This window comes from Psychrobacter immobilis (assembly GCF_904846175.1).
Classification (GTDB): Bacteria; Pseudomonadota; Gammaproteobacteria; order Pseudomonadales; family Moraxellaceae; genus Psychrobacter; species Psychrobacter immobilis_E.
In genome coordinates this window covers 591,379-613,359 of record NZ_CAJGZM010000001.1, presented here as the reverse complement: position 1 = coordinate 613,359, position 21,981 = coordinate 591,379, and the positions used below count along the sequence as shown (strand labels likewise).

Sequence of the window (21,981 nt, the reverse complement as noted above, 5' to 3'; positions counted from 1 at the left end):
GAAAACCAATACAAGCACTAGGGTAGGCTAGATATGGATATTGAGTATTTTACGAAAGAGCGAATCAAATTTACTAAGTACTTTTATGAGAATGGATGTATTCCGTTTCAAGAAACTATAGATTTGATTGAGAGAGAACAACATCCGTATGTGCCTGTCTATGATGAGTCAGGTGAGCCTCAGTTTATGAGTGAGTGGCTACAAGCACGAGATGGTATAGAGTCTATAGGTCTAGCTTCATTGTCGATGCTTTCATCGTCATTACAGATATATATGAATGCATGGTTGGATCGCTTTAACGTACCGAGTTCTAAACGCAAGGGTAAAAAGGGATGGTTTGATGCTATGAAAAAAGCGATGCGAAACTGTGGAGTGGATTTTACTACTTGTAAGTTAGACCTAGATATTTTGGAGCAGCTAGTTTTAGCCAGAAATAGGGTTCAGCATGCCGATAATATAACTAGCAACACTGTTACTCACCTACCCAAAGAGCTCGCTAGATTTCCTTCACCTACGTTTGTAGATCCTAGTTATTTGGGCTCAAAAAACACATGGTTTAGCTACCCTCGTGTTTATGTGGATCAGCCTAAAATTGATGAAACAGCTTCGCTAATAGAAGGTTTTTGTGAATGGCTAGAAGCTGAGTTTGTCCGTTTAGAACAAGACAGAGTGAGGAAAAAGCAAAAAGTATAAGTATAAGTATCATATAGTATTAACAATATAAATATATAGGATGTCAAAATGGGACAGGCAAAAAATAGAGGCACTAAAGAGCAGCGTATAGCTGAAGCTAGAGAGAAACAGATGAAATCACTTGATATCAGCCAAAAGCCGATGGAGGAGATTTATCAAGAATTTGATCTGCCTGAAGATAGTGATTTCTTAGGCTACGTTATCAATATTGTAGAGTCGGATGAATACTTGGCTAGTTTTAGTGATTCAGTCGATGAGAGACGTGTTAGTTACGCAAAATCTCCTGAGTTAGGGTTACGTTTTGAGGATTTCCACGAAGCTTTAGACGTAGGTAAAAAAGTAGCAGAGAAGTACGAAACTGATATATGTCTTTTATTTGAGACTACTGATCAGTATAGAGTGATACCTTCATTTACAGTCAATCTAGCTAATTTTCGACAATAAACGATACTAGATTTAGTGTAATATTAAATTTAAAGCTCATCCTCAGATGGGCTTTTTTTTGTCTAAATTATTTAGCGATGAATACGGCACATAAGGTGAAGTGTTTCACTGAATCCCTTGGTATCATTGACTCATACTAAGTATTCAGTATAATAAATAGTATTGTAGCAAGCACAGACAGCGACCCCTATTGCACTTCGTTTCATAGTTATCGCTATCGTTCTTGTAAGGGGAAACCCCTTAACCCCAAAAGCAAAAAACAGAATAAATGGATTAAATATGGCTAACGGTTTACGAACTAAATCAATAAAAATTCGAGTTACATTAGCCGAACTAGAATACCTTAAAGAGAGAGCAGAGGACAGACCACTTGCTCCTTTCATGCGTGAGATTTGCCTTAATAAGGAAATATCCAAACGTAAAGTGCTTCCTAAAGTAAATCCCGAATTCATGCGAGCTTTCGCAGGTGCTTGTAACAACATTAATCAGCTTGCTAAACAGGTCAATACATATGGCTATGGCCTACGACAAATTGAGTTAAGGGAAGAACTTATGTTACTTCGGGAAGAAATAGAGGAGTTGAAAAAATATGCTAGTCAGTTTCAATAGACGAGGTGGCACGACTGATAACAGAAAGTCGAGCGGTGGGAAAGCTGTAAGAGATTATTTACTTGGTAAGGATAACAACAGAAGATATTCAAGAGTTTTGAAAGGTGAGCCTGAAATCACCACTGAAGTTATTAACGGTTTAAATTTTGCAAAAATATATACAAGTGGCGTTTTAGCATTTGATTATGGGGAAGGGGACAAGCTCAACGATAAAAAGAAGCTTGAAATTATAGATAGCTTTGAGCAAACACTATTTCCCAATCTTACCGTAAATCAATATACAGGGTACTGGGTAGAACATACAGATAAGGTGTTAATCGATCAAGACAGTAATCCAGTTCTTGATCAAGAAGGTAAGAAGCAAAGACGATTGGAACTAAATTTCGTTTTCGCTAATGTTGAATTGACGAGCGGTAAAGCACTCCCTGTTTATTTTCATAGGAACGATATTAATTTAGTGGATTCATGGCGTGATGTAATAAATGCGACTTACGATCTTGCTGATCCAAACGACCCTAAACGCAGAAGAATACTTTCAATTGTTTCAGACTTACCGAAAAAATCTGCTGAAACACGAGAAGATATTCATGATTTTATTGTCTCAGAAATCGAACAAGGTCACATAACAAACCGCTATGAGGTTTTAAGAGCTCTCGATAGTTTAGGATTAATAGTGGCGAGAGAAACAAAGACAAGCATTAGTGTGAAGAATCCTGATGGCAAAAATAATATTCGATTCAAGGGTGAGATATATGAGCGAGAATTTGAAGTCGAAAAACTTAGCAGATCGCATAGCACAAGCGAAGGCGCAGAGCTACGAGAAAACGAAATTGACATTAAAAGAGCAAGAGAACGACTTTGCAGTACGGTTAAGAACCGTAGTAAAAGACTATCAAAGCGCTTTAGCAACACAACAGCAGCTAGCAGCCCAAGCACAAGCCCCTTCAATTTTAGCTCATTTAAAATTGCTCACGATAGCAACAATGATCCTATCCCTCGTCGTAACAATGTTGCTAATAAGCGTATTGATGTCTCAACCATTGAAACAGTTGGGTATGTCAGTGTTGATAACAACAATTTTATCAGTGCTGATGACTCTATTAATAGTTTGGAAGATGCACAAAAATACAGATTAGATACAGCAGTATTAACCTTTATCAAAGTTTTTACCGATGAATATACAGGTGTCAGAAGTGATTGGTCAGGTAATGGTAGCACCGGGACACTAGTCCACAATGAAACTAAAGCTAAGTTCAATGGACGTCAGTTAAATAAGTTAAAAGACATAAAGGAATTAAACTCATATTCTGACGATAAAGAAGTACGTAAAGTACTCGAGAAAGCTGAAAACGAACTAATAGTTGCTCTCTTAATCGACCCAATAACGGAGCGTAAACAGTATCAGCTATCATCAGAAAATGATAAAGCACCTGTAACAAGTCGAGAAATAGAAACATCGTCTAGTAATAAGTCTATTAAAAAACCGCCCGTTTCAGAATTAAAATATCCCAAATATACTCCATAATATTTTCTATCCAATGAGCATTATATTGCTATGTAGTTATAGCACACTGATGGTAATATCATTAAGGAAACAGAAGTCCAATTTTTTAATGGTGAGCTAACTTATACAGTCAAACTATTAGAAATAATAACTACTTATAGAGAAGATGATATGGATATGCTACTAGATGACTATGTTGGGCTAGTAATAGGTTTAGATGATACAGGTCGTGTTTATGAAGAAAGCTTCTATGCTACTGTTAAGTCAGTCTTAGGATTGAAATTAGATAGATCGTCGTCAGTAGCTAATATGTATAGGTCCTTGGTAGTTGGCTATGATTCTTCTAGTTCCTATAGTTCTCCCGATTCATATAATCTTGGCTACGATAGTCTAAACAATAAGGTAGTGATAGAGCTACTTGGTAGAACAATGGCGCTCGCTAACCATGCTATAGCAGATTCGATCAATCCTGATGAGATCTTCAAAATAGATGTGAAAAATTTTACGAAAGATTTTAGAGGCTTCTACATACATACTTTAGCAAGAGCTATTGAATATTATATTGAAAATATCAAGAATAAAGATATTTCAAGATTGGAGTCTTTGCTCAAAGACGAAGAAGAAATTATTGAAAAAGCTAAACTAGATTACCAATCTGAAGAGTCAATGCTAAATTTAGAAGTGAGAGCTTACGCATTGAGAGACGAAATATACTATAAAAAAAAGCCTACGACATTCATCAGTTTTTTGAATTTCTTGAGATCAAATGGACTTTGCTATGACTTAGAACAAGATGAAGTCAGAATTGCTACAGAGCTTAGAGAGTATGTCAATTCTCAACAAATTCAAGATATAGAATATATAGATGATATTGAGTTAAAAAGATTTCCTACTATAAGCTTTGCTCAATTTATCACTTCAGAATTTTTTGAATCTTAGATCGAACAGTTCGGTCTAGAATAAAAAACAGCCTCATAAGTTATTAACTTATGAGGCTGTTTTTTTGGTGCGTTATTTAGTGAAATACTCTTTACATAATGTAATTGAGGGAACATAGGTAAAAGCTGATTCTAGCCCACGGAAGAATATGGGCTAGAGCTACAAAAAACTCTCCAAACACTTACGTTTCAAGGCTTTTAGGATAGGGGTATAGTTTATGCTATTCCACAATTAAGCCCACGGGAGATACTCACATCAAATTTTAGGCATAAAAAAACCTGCTTGAGGGCAGGTTCTATATAGGTTTGAGACAATCTAATCACTATCGAAAAATGGTGGGGCTGGAGAGACTCGAACTCTCACACCTTGCGGCGCCAGAACCTAAATCTGGTGCGTCTACCAATTCCGCCACAGCCCCATTTTCGTTACTCTATCATCAAAAGCAGTTAAATTCAAATGCTATCAAGATAGTTAACTGATTCGGTAGTGCGTCTCAGTGGTTGGCTATTATATAGAGTTTGAATGGTTTGGCAAGCCCTATTTGTGATTATTTTTAATTATTTGGCAGTTAATTTTAATGGGTTCTATAAATTATTGATATTACTAATATTTTAATTCGGCAGTTTGTAGTTTTAATTCCAATTATTTGGCGCCTCTGATGCGGTAATCCCTAATTGCTGCAATTTACGCGTCAAAGTATTGCGTCCCCAACCAAGTAAGTTAGCGGCTGCTATCTTTTTGCCACCACTATGGTTTAAAGCAGCCTTAAGCAACACACGTTCAAATTCTGGCGTTGCGGTTTGCAAAATATCTGTTTCACCAGTTTGTAGAGACTGCTCAGCCCATGTGGCAAGTGCCTGCTGCCAGCTCTGGTTATGGTTATGGTTATTTTGACTGACTTGATTGTTTTGAACGTTTTGCTTGTTTTGATGGTTTTTATTGGGACTATACGCGCCATCACTGTGTTGCTGATTTTGAGTTGCTTCTATTGAGGACTGCTTGTGATGTAGAGGCGAGGGCATATTTTCAAGTAACTCTGGTGGTAAATCCTCTACCATGACAGTATCGCCCGTTGCCATCACGGTCAACCAAAGGCAGACATTCTCAAGTTGACGGACATTGCCACGCCACTCAAAAGATTGCATCACCTGTAGCGCTGTCGGATGAAGCTGCTTCTCCGTGCTATTCATCTGTTTAGCGGCGCGCTGCATAAAGTAGTTGGCTAATGCTGGAATGTCTTCAGGTCTTGTCCGTAATGGCGGTAATGGCAGACGAATCACATTGAGGCGATAAAATAAATCCTCACGGAATTTGCCTTTTTTGACGAGCTCTTCTAAGTTTTGATGGGTGGCGGCAATGATGCGTACATCTACTTTGACCGGCTGCTGTCCGCCCACACGAAAAAACTCGCCATTGGCCAGTACGCGCAGCAAACGCGTTTGGGTGCTATACGGCATGTCACCGATTTCATCTAAGAATAGCGTTCCGCCATCAGCTTGCTCAAAACGACCTTGCCTAGTCGTCATTGCGCCAGTAAACGCGCCTTTTTCGTGACCGAATAACTCAGATTCAATCAAATCATGTGGAATTGCTGCCATATTAAGAGCAATAAAAGGTTGCTGCGCTCGCGGAGAGTGCTCATGGAGTGCGCTAGCAACCAACTCTTTACCCGTACCTGATTCTCCTGTAATCAAGACGGTAATAGGTGAGTGTGCTAAGCGCCCAATAGCGCGAAATACCGTCTGCATCGCTTGTGATTGACCAATAATGCCGCTGGGATTGCTATTAGCATTACTTTTAAATTCAGCGTTATTTTTGGTGGTTTTATTAGGCTTACTGATAGTATGAATCTTGCTAACAGGTTTAATCGGTTGCTTTGTCTTATTACTGTATTTTGAATAAGCATTGGTTTTTGAAATGGCCTCAGATGGAGTGTCAATTATTATATCGGTAGCAGGCTCATTTGACTGATTTACTAGCTCCTTATTCGGCTGATAATTAATGGCTTTATAAATCGTAGCGACCGCGTCATCTAAATCAAAGGGCTTGGGCAGATATTCAAATGCCCCAGTTTGATAGCTACTGATAGCAGAAGTAAGATCGGAGTGAGCTGTCATAATGACAATTGGCAGCTTAGGAAAGTGCTTATGTACCCAATCACTAAACGATAAACCATCCATCATCGGCATACGAATATCGGTCAATATCACATCTGGTAATTGGTTGACTGATTCGTGCTGTTGCAAGACATCATTAAGGCGTGTCCACGCCGCTTGCGCTTGGGTAAAGCTAATAACGTTGAGACCGGCATCCTCAAAAGTATCTGCCAATACCAAACGCAGCGCCGCATCATCATCGATAAGCCATAACGTCGCAGGATTATCATCAGACGCATTATTTACGGTGACCATTGGGATTTGCTCATTGCTCGTAAGGTGGTGTTGAGTATCATTATCCTGATTCATGTGTTTCGCCTAATAAGCAGTGAGAAGAAGTAGGTGGCAGCATTAAATTGCAGTGATTGGCTGCTGAAAAGGTAGGTAAAGGGTAAAACGGGTCTGACTGTTGTTGTAATTATAACTGGGATTATCGCTTTGTGATGAATTTGAGCTGACGTCAATCATACCATGATGGCGGCTGATGATATCTTGCACAATAGATAAGCCAAGCCCAGTACCGGCGGCGCGACTGGTCACCATCGGAAAAAATATCTGACCAATTAGCGCATCATTTATTCCTGAGCCGTTGTCAGTGATGGTGATTTGCAAGACCTGTTTATGCTGTTGGCTACCGATAGTATGTTGAAAGGCAATCCGCGTCTGGATATGCAGTTTTGGTTGATAGCTGCTATCAACGTCAAGATAACTTTGCGCAATATCTGATGGTAAATTACTAGATATGGCTGGAACATGTTGCTGCAGCGTTTGCTTAAACTCAGTCATGGATTCACAAGCATTGTTAATAAGGTTTAAAAACACTTGGATTAATTGATCTTTATCAGCGCATAACTCAGGTAATGACAAATCATAATCACGCTGTAGCATCACTTCTGGATATTGATTAACTATTAAGGCTAGAACATGCTCGAGCGGCTCATGGATATTTAGCATTTGCCATTTTGGTAACTGACTTGAGCCAAGGAACTGCCCAATCAACTGGGTCAAACGGTCGGTCTCTGAGATAATGATATTGGTATAATTACGGAGCTTTGCTGCATTTTTTTGCAGGTTGTTATTCTGATTTAAATCGGTATTTTTATTGAGGATAGCAGCGGTAGCCTCTCTGTCAAAAGCAGACATATCACTAAACTTGATAAATTGCCGCTGCAATAATTGCGCCGCACCGCGAATGCCCGCCAATGGATTTTTAATTTCATGGGCGACCGAACGTAGCATATGACGGGCAACGCTATATTGCTGCTGTTGACGCTGTTCTTCTGAAATACGACTCTGCCGGTCTTTTCCCCACATCTCAATAATAAAATAAGGTTGCTGCTCGTAAATAACCGGTGTCACGCTATAATCTACGGAGAGTGTCAGTCCGCCATTGAGCTGGGTGTGTATGAGATAGTCATGATCGATAAACGGCTGTTGATAGTGCTGGGCTTGAGAAAAGCGCTCAGTCAAAGAGTAAGTTTTATCTTCTTGATTGTTATTAATAAGACTGTCTTTTAACGTTAGCTCATCGGGTGCAAGTAGCGTCAGTATTGATTGATTAAGCAAGCGTCCGCTACTGATGGCCAGTAATTGTTCAGCTTGGGCATTTAGCCAAGTGATAGACAGTTCATCGTCAATCCATAAGATAGCCGTAAATAAATGCTGTGATATAAATATCAAATCTGGCGTCGGTTTTTCGGTGATCAAATCAGCTGTCATGACTGCGGCCTAGAGTAAAGAGATGCGCGATATAATATTTAACCATAAATCAACACTATAGCGCGGCAAAACTGGCGGTTTTTGCAAAAAAAACGTACAATGCGCACAGCCATTTTTCTCTAGCAAGGTCAGCCATGCCCAAAACTTATACCGAGTCGCTTAATACGACTATTGCCACTTCAAAGCCAGCTTCTACATCATTAGCTTCTATGCCAACAGCTTCTATGCCGAAAGACACTGCCACTATTTTTAATCCTGCTAAGCCGACAGCAACGCCCGCGCAAAGCTCGACTGACAGTGTTCAACCTTATCACCATAAAGCCAACCACAATCAAAACCGTAGCATTGAGCAAAGCAGCGATGTGGTTGCAGCGGCATCAGCTAAAGCGACAGCAGCGACTATGAATGCGCCAGTGAACGCAGCGCCAAAGATTGGCTTTGTGTCGTTAGGTTGTCCAAAAGCCTTGGTCGATAGTGAGCGCATTATCACAGAACTTAGCCGTGACGGTTATCAAGTGGCCAGTGATTATGAAGGCGCAGACTTGGTCGTGGTCAATACTTGCGGCTTTATTGAGTCTGCAGTGCAAGAGTCATTGGACGCCATCGGTGAAGCGATTAGTAAAAACGGTAAAGTGATTGTCACAGGCTGCTTGGGTAAAGAAGCGGAAAAAATTCGTGCCATGCACCCAGCCGTGTTAGCTGTGACCGGCGCGCATGCTTATGACGAGGTGATTACCGCTGTAGCGCAGCATGTGCCTAGACCAAACCGCAGTCAGGATGCTAACTACGATCCAAAAATAGATTTGATTAATGAGGCGGGTATCAAATTAACGCCAAGCCATTATGCTTATCTAAAAATATCGGAAGGCTGCAACCATCGTTGTACCTTCTGCATTATTCCAAGTTTGCGCGGAGATTTGGTCTCGCGTCCGATTGATAGCGTGATGAATGAAGCCATGGCGCTTAAAAACGCTGGTGTAAAAGAGTTGCTTATTATCTCGCAAGATACCTCTGCTTATGGGCTGGACTTGAAATATAAGACCAGTTTTTGGAATGGTATGCCGCTCAAGTCAAAGTTTTATGACTTGTGCCAAGCATTAAATGATTTAGGTATTTGGGTACGCCTGCATTATGTATACCCGTATCCTCACGTGGACAAAGTCGTTGAATTGATGGGCGAGAAAAAACTACTGCCTTATCTTGATATTCCATTTCAGCATGCTAGCCATAGTATTCTAAAAGCAATGAAGCGCCCAGCGCATAGCGAAAATACCTTAGCGCGTATTAAAGCGTGGCGTGAGATCTGCCCTGATATCGTTATTCGCTCAACCTTTGTGGTTGGTTTCCCTGGTGAGACGGAAGAAGATTTCCAATGCCTGCTTGATTGGTTGGTAGAGGCGCGCCTCGATCGCGTCGGTGCCTTTACGTATTCAGAAGTTGAAGGTGCGGTTGCCAATGACTTGCCAAATCATGTGCCTGAAGCCGTCAAGCAAGAGCGCTATGAGCGTTTGATGACGTTACAGCAGGACATCTCAGCACAGAAATTACAAGAGAAAGTCGGTAAAACTCTAATGGTATTGGTCGATGAGATTGATAGTGAAGAGGGTATTGCGATTTGCCGTAGCTACGCGGATGCCCCAGAGATTGACGGTCACGTCTACGTTGATGAGATCACTGCCCAAGTCAAAGTTGGACAGTTCCTAACCGTCACGATCGATGACGCTAGCGAGTATGATTTGTTTGCCAGTTATAAAGGCTAAGCAGTCACTACAATAGGCGCGTGAAAATTGCCCAATCGTGGGCAGTTTTTGCTACAATTAGCGCAATTTAGCCTTTTTACACGTTTGTCATCAGTGGTAGTGCTTTTATGGCATTTCGAGTCAGTTCAAAGGCGAACTCTATTTGTGTTTTACCGCTCATTTTACTTATAATTCAATGCTAACAAGGTGCCCTCATGTCTGACAAAAACCCGCGTTACTCTCGTATCTTGCTGAAACTCTCTGGCGAAGCCTTAGCTGGTGGCAAGGAGATGGGAATTGATACCGAAGTGCTCGATAAGATGAGCTTGTCTATCGCCCACTTGCGTGGACTTGGGGTACAAGTCGGTATCGTCGTTGGCGGTGGTAACTTATATCGCGGTGCGCAGCTACAAAAAGAAGGCTTGGTCGGTCGGGTTACTGGTGACCAGATGGGTATGCTAGCCACTGTGATGAATGGTCTGGCCATGCGTGATGCCCTTGAGCGCCGCAACATCAAAACCCGTTTGATGTCAGCCTTGCCAATCGGTGAAGTCACTGAAAGCTATAGCAGTCGTAATGCCATCCGTTATTTAAAAAACGGCGAAGTTTGTATCTTTGTTGCGGGTACTGGCAATCCTTTCTTTACCACCGATACTGCCGCTTGCTTACGCGGTATCGAAATCGAAGCGGGTTTGATTTTAAAAGCGACCAAGGTTGATGGTGTTTACGATAAAGACCCAAGCCTACATGCTGATGCCAAAAAATATGATGGCTTAACCTTTGATGAAGTGCTCGAGCAAAAACTTGGTGTTATGGACTTAACGGCAATCGCTTTATGCCGTGAGCACAACGTACCGCTACAAGTATTTGATATGACCAAGCCTAACGCCTTATTAAACGTTATTATGGGCGAAAATGAAGGCACGCGCGTTTATCATTAAGCACAGGCTTTATCATTTATATGAATATGAAGTTACTGATGTATTAAGCATCGGCATTTAAATAAGATTTATACCTAACAGCTTTATACCTAACAGCAATGAATGATTTGTCGCTCGCGATAAATAAGGATACGTAATGATTAATGAGATTAAGAAAGACGGCGAAGCGCGCATGGCAAAGACGCTAGAAGCGCTTGAGAGCACCTTTAGTAAAGTACGTACTGGTCGTGCCCATCCAGGTATGTTATCTGGTGTGATGGTCAGCTACTACGGCGCAGATACGCCACTGAATCAAGTGGCGAGTGTCAACGTCGAAGATTCACGCACGCTATTGGTGCAGCCATTTGAGCGTACTATGGTACAAGCGATTGACAAAGCAATTCGTGAAGCAGACTTGGGCTTGAACCCGATGACCGCTGACGTGATTCGTGTACCGATGCCAGCATTGACTGAAGACACACGCCGCGATATGCAAAAGCTTGCCCGTAGCGAAGCTGAAAACAGCCGCGTTTCTATCCGTAATATCCGCCGCGATATGATGAATGATATTAAGGATTTGGCGAAAGAGAAAGAAATCTCAGAAGATGATGAGCGCCGCGCCAGTGATGACATTCAAAAAATCACTGATAAATATATTGAGACTATCGATAGCCGCTTAAGCAAAAAAGAAAGTGATTTGATGGCAGTGTAAGCGATACCTTTCTTCTTCAATTGAAGACGATATGCTATTCATATTTTTCTATAAAAAACAGCCAATACTAAATGGTGATTGGCTGTTTATTGCTTTATAAGAAATTAAGCTTTTATTTTGCCATAAACCTTATATACAAGATTTTTTAATACGTATATGTCTTTTAATACGTCTAAGTCTGTTAATAATTGCTTTGGCAAATAGGCAATAATTGTTGCAAGGCATAAATTTAGTTCGCGTACCATCACTTTACCCAAATAACAAGCAAGTTAGCCTATGTCTATTCCAGATGCTTTAACTCCCGCTCTTCTTCCTCGTCATATCGCTGTTATCATGGATGGCAACAACCGTTACGGTAAAATCAATCATTTAGGTCAAGGTCAAGGGCATATCGCTGGCAAAAATGCACTAGATCCTATAGTCGAATGCTGTGTCAGTACGGGTATTGAAGTACTAACCGTCTTTGCATTTTCTAGTGAAAATTGGCAACGTCCACCGAGTGAGGTTGCACTGCTGATGCATTTGTTGAGCTTAACGATTAATGAGCAATTGCCGCGTATGCTCAAATATCGCATTCGCCTGCGTTTTATTGGCGATCGCAGCCAGCTTAGTGAAGCTTTGCAAGCTTTGATGCTAGATGCTGAGGCAAAAACGGCTGACTTTGAAGCTATGACATTAGTCATTGCTATTAGTTATGGCGGTCAGTGGGACATTGCCCATGCCGCCAAACAGTTAGCCAAGCAAGTCGAAGCGGGTAATTTACGCGCGGAAGATATTAATAAAGAGATGCTCGGTGAATATGTCCAATTAGCCGACGCACCAGCGGTCGATATGTTGATACGTACGGGCGGTGAGTACCGTCTGTCGAACTTCCTATTATGGCAATCTGCCTATGCTGAATTGTTCTTTACCCAAACACTGTGGCCAGATTTTAAAGTAGCAGAGCTGGCTGCAATGATAGCAGAATTTGCTCAGCGCCAAAGACGCTTTGGCAAAACCAGCGAACAAGTAGTGATCGAGCAACAAACTCATTAAGACGAGCGCAAGCAATAGAGACTGTAAAAATGATAGGTTAAGAAGTTCTAGTAATTTGAATTACACTTGTTTGGTTAATGATAAGCTGTTTTAATGAGCGGTAATCATGACTAATGGGCTATTATGGTTCACTGGCATAATGCCTGATTGTGATTCATTCTTATGATTCATGATTGTGGCTCACTGTTATAGTTTATGATTATGATGTATTTTGACCAAACATTCTTCGTTATATAAGGCTCGATAAGTATGTGGCAACGAATTAAGACGGCAATTGTTCTCGTTATTATCGTTGGTATTGCAATGTTTGCGAGCCAAACCCCTATTTTATTTGCACCGCTGCTAGCGCTTGGTGTCATTATCGCTGCCCACGAATGGACCAAACTGATGCCGAAATGGCAGCAGCCTGCACTATTTGTACTCTTGGTTTTAGCACTGACCATCGTATCGCTGATGTTTAAAGTCACTTGGCTATTTTGGTGGGTGGCGTCACTTCTCATCTGGCTTATGGCGCTGTCTTGGGTACGAGTATTTCCCACTCATACCAACTGGTACGGTAAGAAACTGGCATTGATGGGTGCGGTTATATTAACTGCCGCCATTACTGCCATGTTTTACTTATGGCAGCTATCAGCATGGTGGCTATTGTATGTATTCTTACTAGTCTGGTGTGCCGATAGTGGCGCTTACTTTGTTGGGCGTAAGTTCGGTCGCCGTAAGATGGCGCCAAATGTTTCACCCAATAAAAGTATGGAAGGGCTGGCAGGCGGATTAATCACAGGCTTGCTTGTGGTCATCGTCATCAGTGTCTTTAAACTACAATTGACTGGTGTTCCATTAATCGCTTTTGTAGCCTTGTCGGCGTTGACAATTTTAGCGTCCGTATTGGGCGATTTGTTTGAGTCGATGCTCAAACGCCGTGCTGACGTTAAAGATTCTGGAACAATTTTACCGGGGCATGGTGGGGTTCTGGACCGCATTGATTCGCTGCTATCTGCCACACCGATATTTGCACTGGGCTTTTGGGCGATACAGCAGCTTGGTTTAATTGTCGTATAACAATAAGTAGTCTAAGAATAAAAAGCTATCAGACTAAAAATAATATAAAAACAGCTAAGGCTTATATATTTGATAGCGACTAAGCTGCCTATTATTAATTCTTATACCTTAATCTATTTTCCTTACTTCTCATTTAATTTCACCGTATTATAGGCACAGATGGTTATGACCCAACGCATCGCCGTACTAGGCGCGACAGGCTCGATTGGCGATAGCACGTTAGCAATTTTAGCGGCGCAACCACAGAACTATGAAGTTTATGCCTTATCAGGCTACCACCGTTTAGATAAGTTATTGGCGCTTTGCCAGCAATTTTCGCCAAAACGCGTTAGTGTACCGACAGCAGCGGTCGATGATTTTGCTCAGCGTCTTAGCGCCGCGGGTTTAAATATCGATGTGGTAGGTGGCGCCTCAGGGCTGGTCGATATTGCGACCGACCCGCAAACCGATACCGTGGTTGCGGCTATCGTAGGCGCAGCTGGTCTGCCTTCTACTTTAGCTGCCGCACGCGCAGGTAAACGCATCTTATTGGCCAATAAAGAAGCATTGGTTATGGCAGGGAAAGTCATGATTAATGCGGTTAAAACGCATCATGCGACCTTGTTACCGTTAGATTCAGAACACAATGCCATTTTTCAGTGTTTACCTTTAGCGATTCAACAAGACAATACCCAAATTCACAAGCCTAATCATGGGGTACGCAAATTATGGTTGACGGCATCTGGTGGGCCATTTTTGCAGCAGTCTTTTGCACAGATGCAGCAAGCTAGCGTCGCTGAAGCGGTCAAACATCCTAATTGGTCGATGGGACAAAAAATATCGGTTGACTCAGCAACGATGATGAATAAAGGGCTTGAGCTCATCGAAGCTTGCCATTTATTTGATTTGCCAGAAAATAAGATAAATGTGGTTATTCATCCACAAAGTATCATTCACTCAATGGTAGAATATAGCGATGGCAGCTTCTTAGCGCAGCTAGGCAGTCCCGATATGAAGACGCCCATCGCCCATGCACTCAGTTATCCTGACCGTATCTATAGTGGCTCGCAGCCATTAGATTTATTTGCGTTAAGTGGTTTAGAGTTTATTGAGCCTGATTTGCAAAAATTTGCCTGTTTGCGTTTGGCAAGGCAGGCCATGCAAGCGGGTACGCAGGCCACGATTGTGTTAAATGCTGCTAATGAGATTGCCGTTGCAGCCTTTTTAAATGGTCAAATTCGTCTTACTGATATTGCGGATATTAATGCGCAAGTATTAGATGAGATACAAGTGTCCGTATTAGATGAGACTGCCGATATTGAAGATATTTTGGCGATTGATAAAATAGCGCGCCAGCATACTAATACGCTGGTGGCGAAGTTGGCATAAAGCTATAAAAATCCAGTTATTTGATACGTTCTGCGAAAAAATGCTGTTAAAAAGTGATGTTGATAAGCGATGCTAAAAAGTACGCGAAGCATTGCGCTAAGAAGTGATAGTCATAAACGATGTTAAGAGACAATACTAAGAGCTAATACTGAGAAAAGATGATGACGTTTTTATTAACGCTGCTTGCGGCAATATTTGTCTTAGGTCCGCTCATCGCCCTGCATGAGTGGGGTCATTACATTGTTGCGCGTCTTTGTGGTGTTAAAGTGCTTACCTATTCTATCGGCTTTGGTCCCAAACTCTTTGGCTGGACCAGTAAAAAAAGCGGCATTGACTATCGCATCTCGGCGCTACCGCTTGGTGGATATGTTAAAATGCTCGATGAGCGTGAAGGCGAAGTCGCAGCAGACGAGTTGCATCTGGCCTTTAATCGTCAGCATCCGCTGAAGAAAATTGCGGTTGTTGCGGCTGGCCCTATCATGAATTTTGTCATCGCTATTGTGCTGTTTTGGGTGTTATTTATGACCCCATCTGAGCAATTAGCGACAAAGATAGGGCAAGTATTACCCGATACTCCTGCGGCGATAGCGCAGTTGCCTATTGGTGATAAAATTGTTGCGATTGATGGTCATGACGTGCAAACGTGGGAAGGTATTAATTATCGCCTTGCTGGGCGCATGGGCGAGACGGCTAATGTAAGCGTTACTTTGCAATCAGAAGTAGATAAAGGTACAACCAAGACCTACCAAGCGCCTGTTAAAGAGTTTATGCAAGGCGCTGCGCAAGGCAAAGATGCGTTATCAAGCTTTGGTATGATACCGTGGCAACCAAACATCGCACCGATAGTTGGCGATTTAACGCCCGATGGGGCAGCCAGTCGTCAAGGCTTAAAGGTGGGCGACCGCATTACTGCTATTAATGATGAACAGATTAAAGACTGGATCAGCGCCACGCGTGTCATTCGCGATAGTCCTGAAACTTTGCTCAATTTTACCGTATTGCGTGACGGCGAACAGGTTCAGTTATCCATTATGCCGCAAGGTAAAAAAGACAATTTAGGTAACGATTATGGGCAAATTGGTGCTATGGTGGCAGAGTCTGAAATCGTCATTCCTGATGCCTACAAAACCACTGTCGTATATGGTCCGGGCGAGTCACTGGTTAAGTCATTCCAGAAGACAGAACAGTTAGCGGTGATGACTGTTAGCTCAATGGGTAAGATGCTGTCTGGCATGATTGGTTTAGAGAATTTATCAGGTCCGATTACCATTGCTAAAGTTGCCAAACAAAGCTTTGATATTAGCTGGCAGATGGTATTATCGACAGCAGCTTTAATAAGTTTAAGCCTAGCCGTATTGAATCTTTTGCCTATTCCAGTTTTAGATGGTGGCCATATTGTCTACTATCTTATTGAGCTGATACGCGGTAAACCACTCTCTGAAGGCGTGCAAATGGTAGGTCTTAATATCGGTTTACTCTTGCTGGCAGGTTTCATGGTGTTAGCAATTGGTAATGATATCAGTCGGCTGTTTTGACAAAAGATACGGCACTTTGATAACCAAGGTGCGATAGATTAATGCTTGTGTGCTTCTCTAGAGCAAACAATGAGAGCAATACGGCGTTTATTTTCTAATATCGCTACTATACTAATTTCATTTTTTAGTTTATTTTATGATGCGTTTTATATAAAGTGTCCTGAGTCTGCCATGAGTGCATAAATGATTGTGTGCGAAATAGGCTGGACAAGATGTGCTTTTTACCTTAACTTAAGCAAGTTTTTTATTGACGGATAGTGTTTATGCGTACGCCTTTATTTATGAGCGCGGCTGGGTTGCCGTTAGTTGTAGCAATGATGAGTATGCCGGTTCAGGCTGCAGAATTTGTGGTCACTGACATCGGTTTCAATGGTCTACAACGCCTAACTCCTGATAGTCTCTATCCAGTTTTACCGATTACGGTGGGTGAGACGGTTAATGATAGTAGTTTGGCTGCCAGTATTAAGGCGCTATATGCGACTGAAAACTTCGCCGATATTCAAAGCCGTGTCGAAGGTGGCAAGCTACGTTTTGATGTTGTCGAGCGTCCTATCATCGCTGAAGTAAACTTTGAAGGGAATAAACTCATCCCAAAAGAAGGGCTTGAGCAAGGGCTTGGTAACGCGGGCTTATCTGTCGGCGATGTACTTAAGCAAGCTACCTTGCAAGGTGTTGCCAACGAGCTACAACAGCAATATATCAGTCAAGGTTATTACAATAGCAATATTGAAGTCGACCAAACGCTGCTAGATGGCAATCGCGTAAAACTGGATGTGCGCTTTATTGAAGGTAAGCCTGCTAAAGTAGTCGATATCAATATCATTGGTAATAAGCACTTTAGTGATGAGCAGATTAAGGACGTCTTTGCAGTAAAAGAGTCTTCATGGACACGTCTGTTGTCTAAGTCTGATCGCTATGCCAAAGAGAAATTGGCAGCCAGCTTAGAAAACCTTAAAGCGCTTTATCAAAACGATGGTTATGTGCGTTTTTCAGTAGACAATGCCGTCCTTAATATCAGCGAAGATAAAAGCAGTGTGTTTATCGAAGTCAGCTTGAGTGAAGGTGAACAATATCAGTTTGGTGACGTGAACTTCTTAGGTAAGCCAACCTTTGATAACAATGAGCTAAAAGAGCTGGTCACGTTTGCGCCCAATGAAAAATATTCACAAGCCAAACTTGATGCGACAACGGCCGCTCTTAAGAGCCGTTATGGCAATGAAGGCTATTATTTAGCGCAAATCAGACCGGTTCCGCGTATTAATGATGAAACCAAAGTGGTCGATGTCGATTATTATATTGATCCTGCGCGTCCTATCTATGTTCGCCGTATCAACTTTACGGGTAACATAAAAACTCAAGATGAAGTATTGCGCCGTGAAATGCGTCAGTTAGAGGGCACACTTGCCTCTAGTGATAAAATTCAGTTGTCACGTACACGTTTGATGCGAACCGGTTTCTTTAAAGGCGTTAATGTCGATGTCAAACCAGTACCTAATCAGCCAGACCAAGTCGATGTGAATTATGTGGTTGAAGAGCAGCCTTCTGGTAGCTCAACCATTGCTGCCGGTTACTCACAAAGCGGCGGTGTAACGTTCCAGTTAGACTTGACCCAAAATAACTTTATGGGTACTGGTAACCGTGTGAAAGCAGCACTATCACGTTCTGAGACGCGCGATTCTTATAGCTTAGGTTATACTGACCCGTACTTTACAGAGAATGGCGTGTCACAAGGTGTCAGCGCTTATTATCGTGAAACCAAGTACGATGACAGAAACGTAAGTAACTATGTCACCGATGCTTATGGTGCTACCCTGAACTATAGTTACCCTGTTGATGAAACCAAACGCGTCAGTGCGGGTGTGAATATTGATAATACGACCGTACGTGGTGGTAGCCGCCTTGGTGTCTCAAACGTCCAGCAAATTATTGACGATGGCGGTACGTTTGAGAAATATAATAATGATGACAACGAATTCTCTGGTCGTACCGGCTTTAAAAATGAATATCAAAGCTATAACTTACTATTTGGCTGGGATTACAGCACGTTAGATCGCCCAGTATTTCCAAATAAAGGCATGAGCCATACGGTCGATGCAACCATTGGTCTTGGTGATGCCAGTTATCAGAAACTGGTTTATCGTGGCAATATTTATCAACCTATCTATAAAGATTGGGTGGCGCGCGGTTATACTAAGCTTGGTTATGGTAATGATTTGCCGTTTTATGAAAACTTCTATGCCGGTGGTTATGGTTCAGTACGTGGCTATGAAGCGTCAACGCTAGGACCTAAATCGCAAAGCTATTATGATGCGGTTAGTGATAAGCCAGGATCATTGAAACCAGAAGAGATTGGGGGTAACGCGCTCGTTAGCTTCGGTACCGAACTGATTTTACCAATGCCATTCAAAGGCGATTGGGCAGATCAAGTACGTCCAGTAATATTTGCTGAGGGTGGTCAGGTATTTGATACGACCGATAAAGAAGATCGTACCTTTATCGATCCGGCTACTGGAAAAGATACCGGTGTACCATTATTAACCCAAGATAATAAGATGCGTTTTAGTGCTGGTTTAGGTGTCACTTGGTATACGCCAATTGGTCCAATTTCACTCAGTTACGCGGTGCCTATCGGTGATAAAGAAGGCGATGAGACTGAAAAAGTTCAGTTCCAAATTGGTAACACTTTTTAGTCTAACCAATCCCTGTATAATCATTTAATTGCTTTGGTTTATATAAATAAGTAAATTAAAAGTCATTTAAATTTTAGCGGTCGCCAAGATGATATCTCAACTTGGCGACCATCTTATTCATACTGACACTTATAGCAATATACTAATAACAATTATGATAACGATTGAGCAACTCATCACTCGGATTGAGCAGCGTCAGCCTGTTCTTAACAAGGCTGAACTTAGCGCTGCGCAATTATGTCTACATTTAGACGGTATTGGTAATTTAACCACTGCCAATCCGCAGCAATTAAGTTTTTTAGCCAATCCGCATTATATTCCTAGTCTGGCTAATAGTCAGGCAGGGGCTGTGCTGACCACTACAGAACATCAGGACAAAGTTGGTCAAAATACTATCGCATTAGTCGTTTCTGCGCCTTATTTGGCTTATGCTAGCGCCAGTCAGCTTTTTGCTTATCAGTCCTTGATGAGTGGTATTCATCCAAGCGCTGTAATAGCCGAAAGCGCTGTAATTGGTAATGGGGTGACTATTGGACCTTTTTGTGTCATTGGTGAAAAGGTACAAATTGGTGAACGTAGTGTACTTGATGCAAATGTGGTCATCGAAGCGAATAGCAATATTGGTACCGATTGTGTGATCAAATCGCAAGTGGTAATCGGGCATGATTGTGTGCTTGGTAATCATGTTAGATTGCACGCTGGGGTTAGCATAGGGGCTGAAGGTTTTGGTTTTGCGCCTACGAGCAATCCTAGTATCACAGGTTGGGAGCGTATCGCTCAGCTTGGACGCGTCGTGATAGGTGACCATGTAAGAATAGGTAGCCAAACCTGTATTGATCGCGGCGCTATAGACGATACGGTGATTGGCAATCATGTTATTATTGACAATCTTGTACAAGTTGCCCATAACGTCCGTATCGGTGACGGTACTGCCATTGCGGCGCAAACTGGCATTGCAGGTAGTACCACTATTGGCAAACGCTGCATTATCGGTGGCGCTGTTGGCATTACCGGTCATATTGACATTACCGATGATGTAACATTGTCTGGCATGACTATGGTGACCAAATCCATTACAAAGTCGGGCTCGTACTCTTCTGGAACAGCCGCCATGCCAACTGCCAATTGGCGCCGTGCGGCGGTACGTTTTCGCCAGCTTGGGCGTGACTAGTACAGCGATATTAATACCTGACAATAAGTGCTTAATTAATACGATATTCAATTATTTATAGAGTTTAAAAACACAGCAATGCTTAAAAAAGCAAAGCTTAGGATATAGCAAGGAAGCGCCATTATGAGCACGACTGATATTGATAGACCTAGTGATGAAGATATTAAAAGCTTGGCTGAACAAGGCTTAGCACTGCCATTAACCTATCATACCCTGAAGCATTATCTGCCGCATCGTTATCCTTTTCTGCTAGTAGATAAGGTGATATCTTGTACACCTGGCGAATGTATTACTGCTATCAAAAATGTGACCATTAATGAAGAGTTTTTTAATGGCCATTTTCCTGATCAGCCGATTATGCCAGGCGTATTGATGGTTGAGTCAATGGCTCAGGTGTCGGGGGTTCTTGGTTTTATTAGCGCAGGATTGACGGCAGAGGATGGTTATCTGTATCTGTTTGCCGGAGTGGATAAGGTGCGTTTTAAGCGTCAAGTTATTCCTGGTGATCAGCTGATTATCCGTGCCAAAACGGTGATGCAAAAGCAGGGTATTTATAAATTTGATTGTACCGTCCATGTAGAAGATGAGCTTGCTGCTAGTGCTCAAATTATGATTGCCCGTCAGGAACAATAGAATACACTGACGAATTGTGCGGACAAGTTGGTAAGATTAGCTAATTGGTAAAAGCAGCTAAAACTTGTCGTCAATAAATATGATGACAATTATATCTGTATTTTAGACAGAACCGGTTTGTTAGGCACAATCGCATTTTTACACAGAGCTGGTATTAGGATAATTCCTAAGGCTAAACTGGCCGTATTGGTTTTACCATTTACTCGCATCAGATGATACAAAGGCCCTTATTATGAGTCAGATCCATCCAACAGCACTCATCTCACCGTCTGCTAAGATTGATAAAACTGCAATTATCGGCCCTTATTGTATTGTCGGTGACGAAGTTTCCATTGGCGCACATACTGTTTTGCATCGGCATATAGTAGTGGCAAGACTGACGCGTATCGGTGCGTACAATCAGTTTTATCAGTTTGCCAGCATCGGTGAAGACCCGCAAGATTTAAAGTACGCTGGTGAGCGCACTTGGCTTGAGATTGGTGATCATAATACCATTCGCGAAGCGTGTAGCTTGCACCGTGGTACCGAACAAGACGGCGGCTTGACTAAAATTGGCAGTCACAACCTTTTGATGGTCAATACCCATATTGCTCATGATTGCTTAATTGGAGACCATAATGTGTTGGCCAATAATGTCGGTATTGCAGGACATGTAACCATCGGTAATCATACAATTATCGGTGGTAACTCAGGTATTCATCAGTTTTGTACCGTTGATGATTACAGTTTGGTAGGGGGCGCCAGTCTTATCCTAAAGGATGTGGCTGCTTTTACCATGGTATCTGGTAATCCTGCAAAAGCGCATGGTTTAAATGTCGAAGGTATGCGCCGTAAAGACTGGTCTAAAGAAACCATCGATGTACTGCGTCAAGCGTATCGTACTGTCTATCGCTCGGGTTTAACGACGCCTCAAGCGCTAGAGATATTGAAGGAAGAGCTGTTGCCACAAGAACCTAAAATCGCTTTGCTTATTGATTCTCTACAGAAAAGTCGTCGTGGGGTTGTGCGCTAAATCCTGTTTTAATAGATAGATAATACATTTTAAACGTTTTTTA

18 protein-coding genes and 1 tRNA gene are annotated in these 21,981 nt (G+C 42.0%); 16 read left to right on the top strand and 3 right to left on the bottom strand.

Annotation, left to right across the window (positions count from 1 at the left end; all coding sequences use genetic code 11):
- The first annotated feature begins 33 nt into the window (after window positions 1-33).
- From JMW39_RS02460 to JMW39_RS02440, 5 genes are all read left to right on the top strand, one after another.
- The gene (locus tag JMW39_RS02460; RefSeq protein ID WP_201543449.1) at window positions 34-693 is read left to right on the top strand and encodes a hypothetical protein; all 660 of its coding nucleotides are present in this window, start codon (window positions 34-36) and stop codon (window positions 691-693) included.
- Between the two features lie 48 nt (window positions 694-741).
- Entirely contained in the window at window positions 742-1,137 is a 396-nt protein-coding gene (locus JMW39_RS02455) for a hypothetical protein (RefSeq protein WP_201543447.1), read from the top strand.
- A 279-nt stretch (window positions 1,138-1,416) separates the two neighbouring features.
- Window positions 1,417-1,746 carry a plasmid mobilization protein gene (locus JMW39_RS02450; protein ID WP_201543445.1) on the top strand — a complete coding sequence of 110 codons (330 nt, stop codon included), beginning with the start codon at window positions 1,417-1,419 and terminating at the stop codon, window positions 1,744-1,746.
- The gene (locus JMW39_RS02445; RefSeq protein WP_201543443.1) at window positions 1,727-3,271 is read left to right on the top strand and encodes a relaxase/mobilization nuclease domain-containing protein; all 1,545 of its coding nucleotides are present in this window, start codon (window positions 1,727-1,729) and stop codon (window positions 3,269-3,271) included. Before JMW39_RS02450 ends, JMW39_RS02445 begins: the two co-directional genes overlap by 20 nt.
- Window positions 3,272-3,421: 150 nt before the next feature.
- Window positions 3,422-4,189 carry a hypothetical protein gene (locus JMW39_RS02440; RefSeq protein ID WP_201543441.1) on the top strand — a complete coding sequence of 256 codons (768 nt, stop codon included), beginning with the start codon at window positions 3,422-3,424 and terminating at the stop codon, window positions 4,187-4,189.
- Window positions 4,190-4,522: 333 nt separating this feature from the next.
- Here the strand turns inward: JMW39_RS02440 and JMW39_RS02435 are convergent.
- From JMW39_RS02435 to JMW39_RS02425, 3 genes are all read right to left on the bottom strand, one after another.
- Window positions 4,523-4,607 (bottom strand) — tRNA-Leu (locus tag JMW39_RS02435).
- A gap of 214 nt (window positions 4,608-4,821) precedes the next feature.
- Window positions 4,822-6,654: a sigma 54-interacting transcriptional regulator gene (locus JMW39_RS02430; RefSeq protein WP_201543439.1), complete on the bottom strand. Its 1,833-nt coding sequence runs from the start codon at window positions 6,652-6,654 to the stop codon at window positions 4,822-4,824.
- Between the two features lie 42 nt (window positions 6,655-6,696).
- The gene (locus JMW39_RS02425) at window positions 6,697-8,064 is read right to left on the bottom strand and encodes a two-component system sensor histidine kinase NtrB (protein WP_201543437.1); all 1,368 of its coding nucleotides are present in this window, start codon (window positions 8,062-8,064) and stop codon (window positions 6,697-6,699) included.
- Between the two features lie 134 nt (window positions 8,065-8,198).
- On the opposite strand from JMW39_RS02425, the gene rimO reads away from it, so the two are divergent.
- The 11 genes from rimO to lpxA all read left to right on the top strand — a co-directional run bounded on the left by rimO (window position 8,199) and on the right by lpxA (window position 21,938).
- Window positions 8,199-9,824: a 30S ribosomal protein S12 methylthiotransferase RimO gene (rimO, locus tag JMW39_RS02420; RefSeq protein WP_201543435.1), complete on the top strand. Its 1,626-nt coding sequence runs from the start codon at window positions 8,199-8,201 to the stop codon at window positions 9,822-9,824.
- A gap of 194 nt (window positions 9,825-10,018) precedes the next feature.
- Window positions 10,019-10,744: a UMP kinase gene (gene pyrH / locus JMW39_RS02415; protein WP_149489717.1), complete on the top strand. Its 726-nt coding sequence runs from the start codon at window positions 10,019-10,021 to the stop codon at window positions 10,742-10,744.
- 136 nt (window positions 10,745-10,880) lie between these two features.
- Window positions 10,881-11,435 (top strand): ribosome recycling factor, encoded by a 555-nt coding sequence (frr, locus tag JMW39_RS02410; RefSeq protein WP_201543433.1) that lies wholly within the window; start codon window positions 10,881-10,883, stop codon window positions 11,433-11,435.
- 276 nt (window positions 11,436-11,711) lie between these two features.
- Window positions 11,712-12,470 carry a polyprenyl diphosphate synthase gene (uppS, locus tag JMW39_RS02405; RefSeq protein ID WP_201543431.1) on the top strand — a complete coding sequence of 253 codons (759 nt, stop codon included), beginning with the start codon at window positions 11,712-11,714 and terminating at the stop codon, window positions 12,468-12,470.
- Window positions 12,471-12,719: 249 nt separating this feature from the next.
- Window positions 12,720-13,529 (top strand): phosphatidate cytidylyltransferase, encoded by an 810-nt coding sequence (locus JMW39_RS02400; protein WP_201543429.1) that lies wholly within the window; start codon window positions 12,720-12,722, stop codon window positions 13,527-13,529.
- Between the two features lie 159 nt (window positions 13,530-13,688).
- On the top strand, window positions 13,689-14,897 hold the full coding sequence (gene ispC, locus JMW39_RS02395; RefSeq protein ID WP_201543427.1) for a 1-deoxy-D-xylulose-5-phosphate reductoisomerase: 1,209 nt from the start codon (window positions 13,689-13,691) through the stop codon (window positions 14,895-14,897).
- Window positions 14,898-15,058: 161 nt separating this feature from the next.
- A complete protein-coding gene (rseP, locus tag JMW39_RS02390; protein WP_201543539.1) occupies window positions 15,059-16,432 on the top strand; it encodes an RIP metalloprotease RseP in 1,374 nt (457 codons plus the stop codon).
- A gap of 263 nt (window positions 16,433-16,695) precedes the next feature.
- The gene (bamA, locus tag JMW39_RS02385) at window positions 16,696-19,122 is read left to right on the top strand and encodes an outer membrane protein assembly factor BamA (RefSeq protein ID WP_201543425.1); all 2,427 of its coding nucleotides are present in this window, start codon (window positions 16,696-16,698) and stop codon (window positions 19,120-19,122) included.
- Window positions 19,123-19,276: 154 nt separating this feature from the next.
- Window positions 19,277-20,293 (top strand): UDP-3-O-(3-hydroxymyristoyl)glucosamine N-acyltransferase, encoded by a 1,017-nt coding sequence (gene lpxD, locus JMW39_RS02380; protein ID WP_201543537.1) that lies wholly within the window; start codon window positions 19,277-19,279, stop codon window positions 20,291-20,293.
- Between the two features lie 123 nt (window positions 20,294-20,416).
- Complete coding sequence (fabZ, locus tag JMW39_RS02375) at window positions 20,417-20,926, top strand: 3-hydroxyacyl-ACP dehydratase FabZ (RefSeq protein WP_227679142.1); 510 nt, start codon at window positions 20,417-20,419, stop codon at window positions 20,924-20,926.
- 232 nt (window positions 20,927-21,158) lie between these two features.
- Complete coding sequence (gene lpxA / locus JMW39_RS02370) at window positions 21,159-21,938, top strand: acyl-ACP--UDP-N-acetylglucosamine O-acyltransferase (protein WP_201543423.1); 780 nt, start codon at window positions 21,159-21,161, stop codon at window positions 21,936-21,938.
- Window positions 21,939-21,981 lie beyond the last annotated feature (43 nt).

Excerpts from the sequence above, each read along its gene's own strand:
- JMW39_RS02460 (WP_201543449.1), top strand. The coding sequence starts at position 34 with ATGGATATTGAGTATTTTACGAAAGAGCGAATCAAATTTACTAAGTAC.
- JMW39_RS02455 (WP_201543447.1), top strand. The coding sequence starts at position 742 with ATGGGACAGGCAAAAAATAGAGGCACTAAAGAGCAGCGTATAGCTGAA.
- JMW39_RS02450 (WP_201543445.1), top strand. The coding sequence starts at position 1,417 with ATGGCTAACGGTTTACGAACTAAATCAATAAAAATTCGAGTTACATTA.
- JMW39_RS02445 (WP_201543443.1), top strand. The coding sequence starts at position 1,727 with ATGCTAGTCAGTTTCAATAGACGAGGTGGCACGACTGATAACAGAAAG.
- JMW39_RS02440 (WP_201543441.1), top strand. The coding sequence starts at position 3,422 with ATGGATATGCTACTAGATGACTATGTTGGGCTAGTAATAGGTTTAGAT.
- JMW39_RS02430 (WP_201543439.1), bottom strand. The coding sequence starts at position 6,654 with ATGAATCAGGATAATGATACTCAACACCACCTTACGAGCAATGAGCAA.
- JMW39_RS02425 (WP_201543437.1), bottom strand. The coding sequence starts at position 8,064 with ATGACAGCTGATTTGATCACCGAAAAACCGACGCCAGATTTGATATTT.
- rimO (WP_201543435.1), top strand. The coding sequence starts at position 8,199 with ATGCCCAAAACTTATACCGAGTCGCTTAATACGACTATTGCCACTTCA.
- pyrH (WP_149489717.1), top strand. The coding sequence starts at position 10,019 with ATGTCTGACAAAAACCCGCGTTACTCTCGTATCTTGCTGAAACTCTCT.
- frr (WP_201543433.1), top strand. The coding sequence starts at position 10,881 with ATGATTAATGAGATTAAGAAAGACGGCGAAGCGCGCATGGCAAAGACG.
- uppS (WP_201543431.1), top strand. The coding sequence starts at position 11,712 with ATGTCTATTCCAGATGCTTTAACTCCCGCTCTTCTTCCTCGTCATATC.
- JMW39_RS02400 (WP_201543429.1), top strand. The coding sequence starts at position 12,720 with ATGTGGCAACGAATTAAGACGGCAATTGTTCTCGTTATTATCGTTGGT.
- ispC (WP_201543427.1), top strand. The coding sequence starts at position 13,689 with ATGGTTATGACCCAACGCATCGCCGTACTAGGCGCGACAGGCTCGATT.
- rseP (WP_201543539.1), top strand. The coding sequence starts at position 15,059 with ATGACGTTTTTATTAACGCTGCTTGCGGCAATATTTGTCTTAGGTCCG.
- bamA (WP_201543425.1), top strand. The coding sequence starts at position 16,696 with ATGCGTACGCCTTTATTTATGAGCGCGGCTGGGTTGCCGTTAGTTGTA.
- lpxD (WP_201543537.1), top strand. The coding sequence starts at position 19,277 with ATGATAACGATTGAGCAACTCATCACTCGGATTGAGCAGCGTCAGCCT.
- fabZ (WP_227679142.1), top strand. The coding sequence starts at position 20,417 with ATGAGCACGACTGATATTGATAGACCTAGTGATGAAGATATTAAAAGC.
- lpxA (WP_201543423.1), top strand. The coding sequence starts at position 21,159 with ATGAGTCAGATCCATCCAACAGCACTCATCTCACCGTCTGCTAAGATT.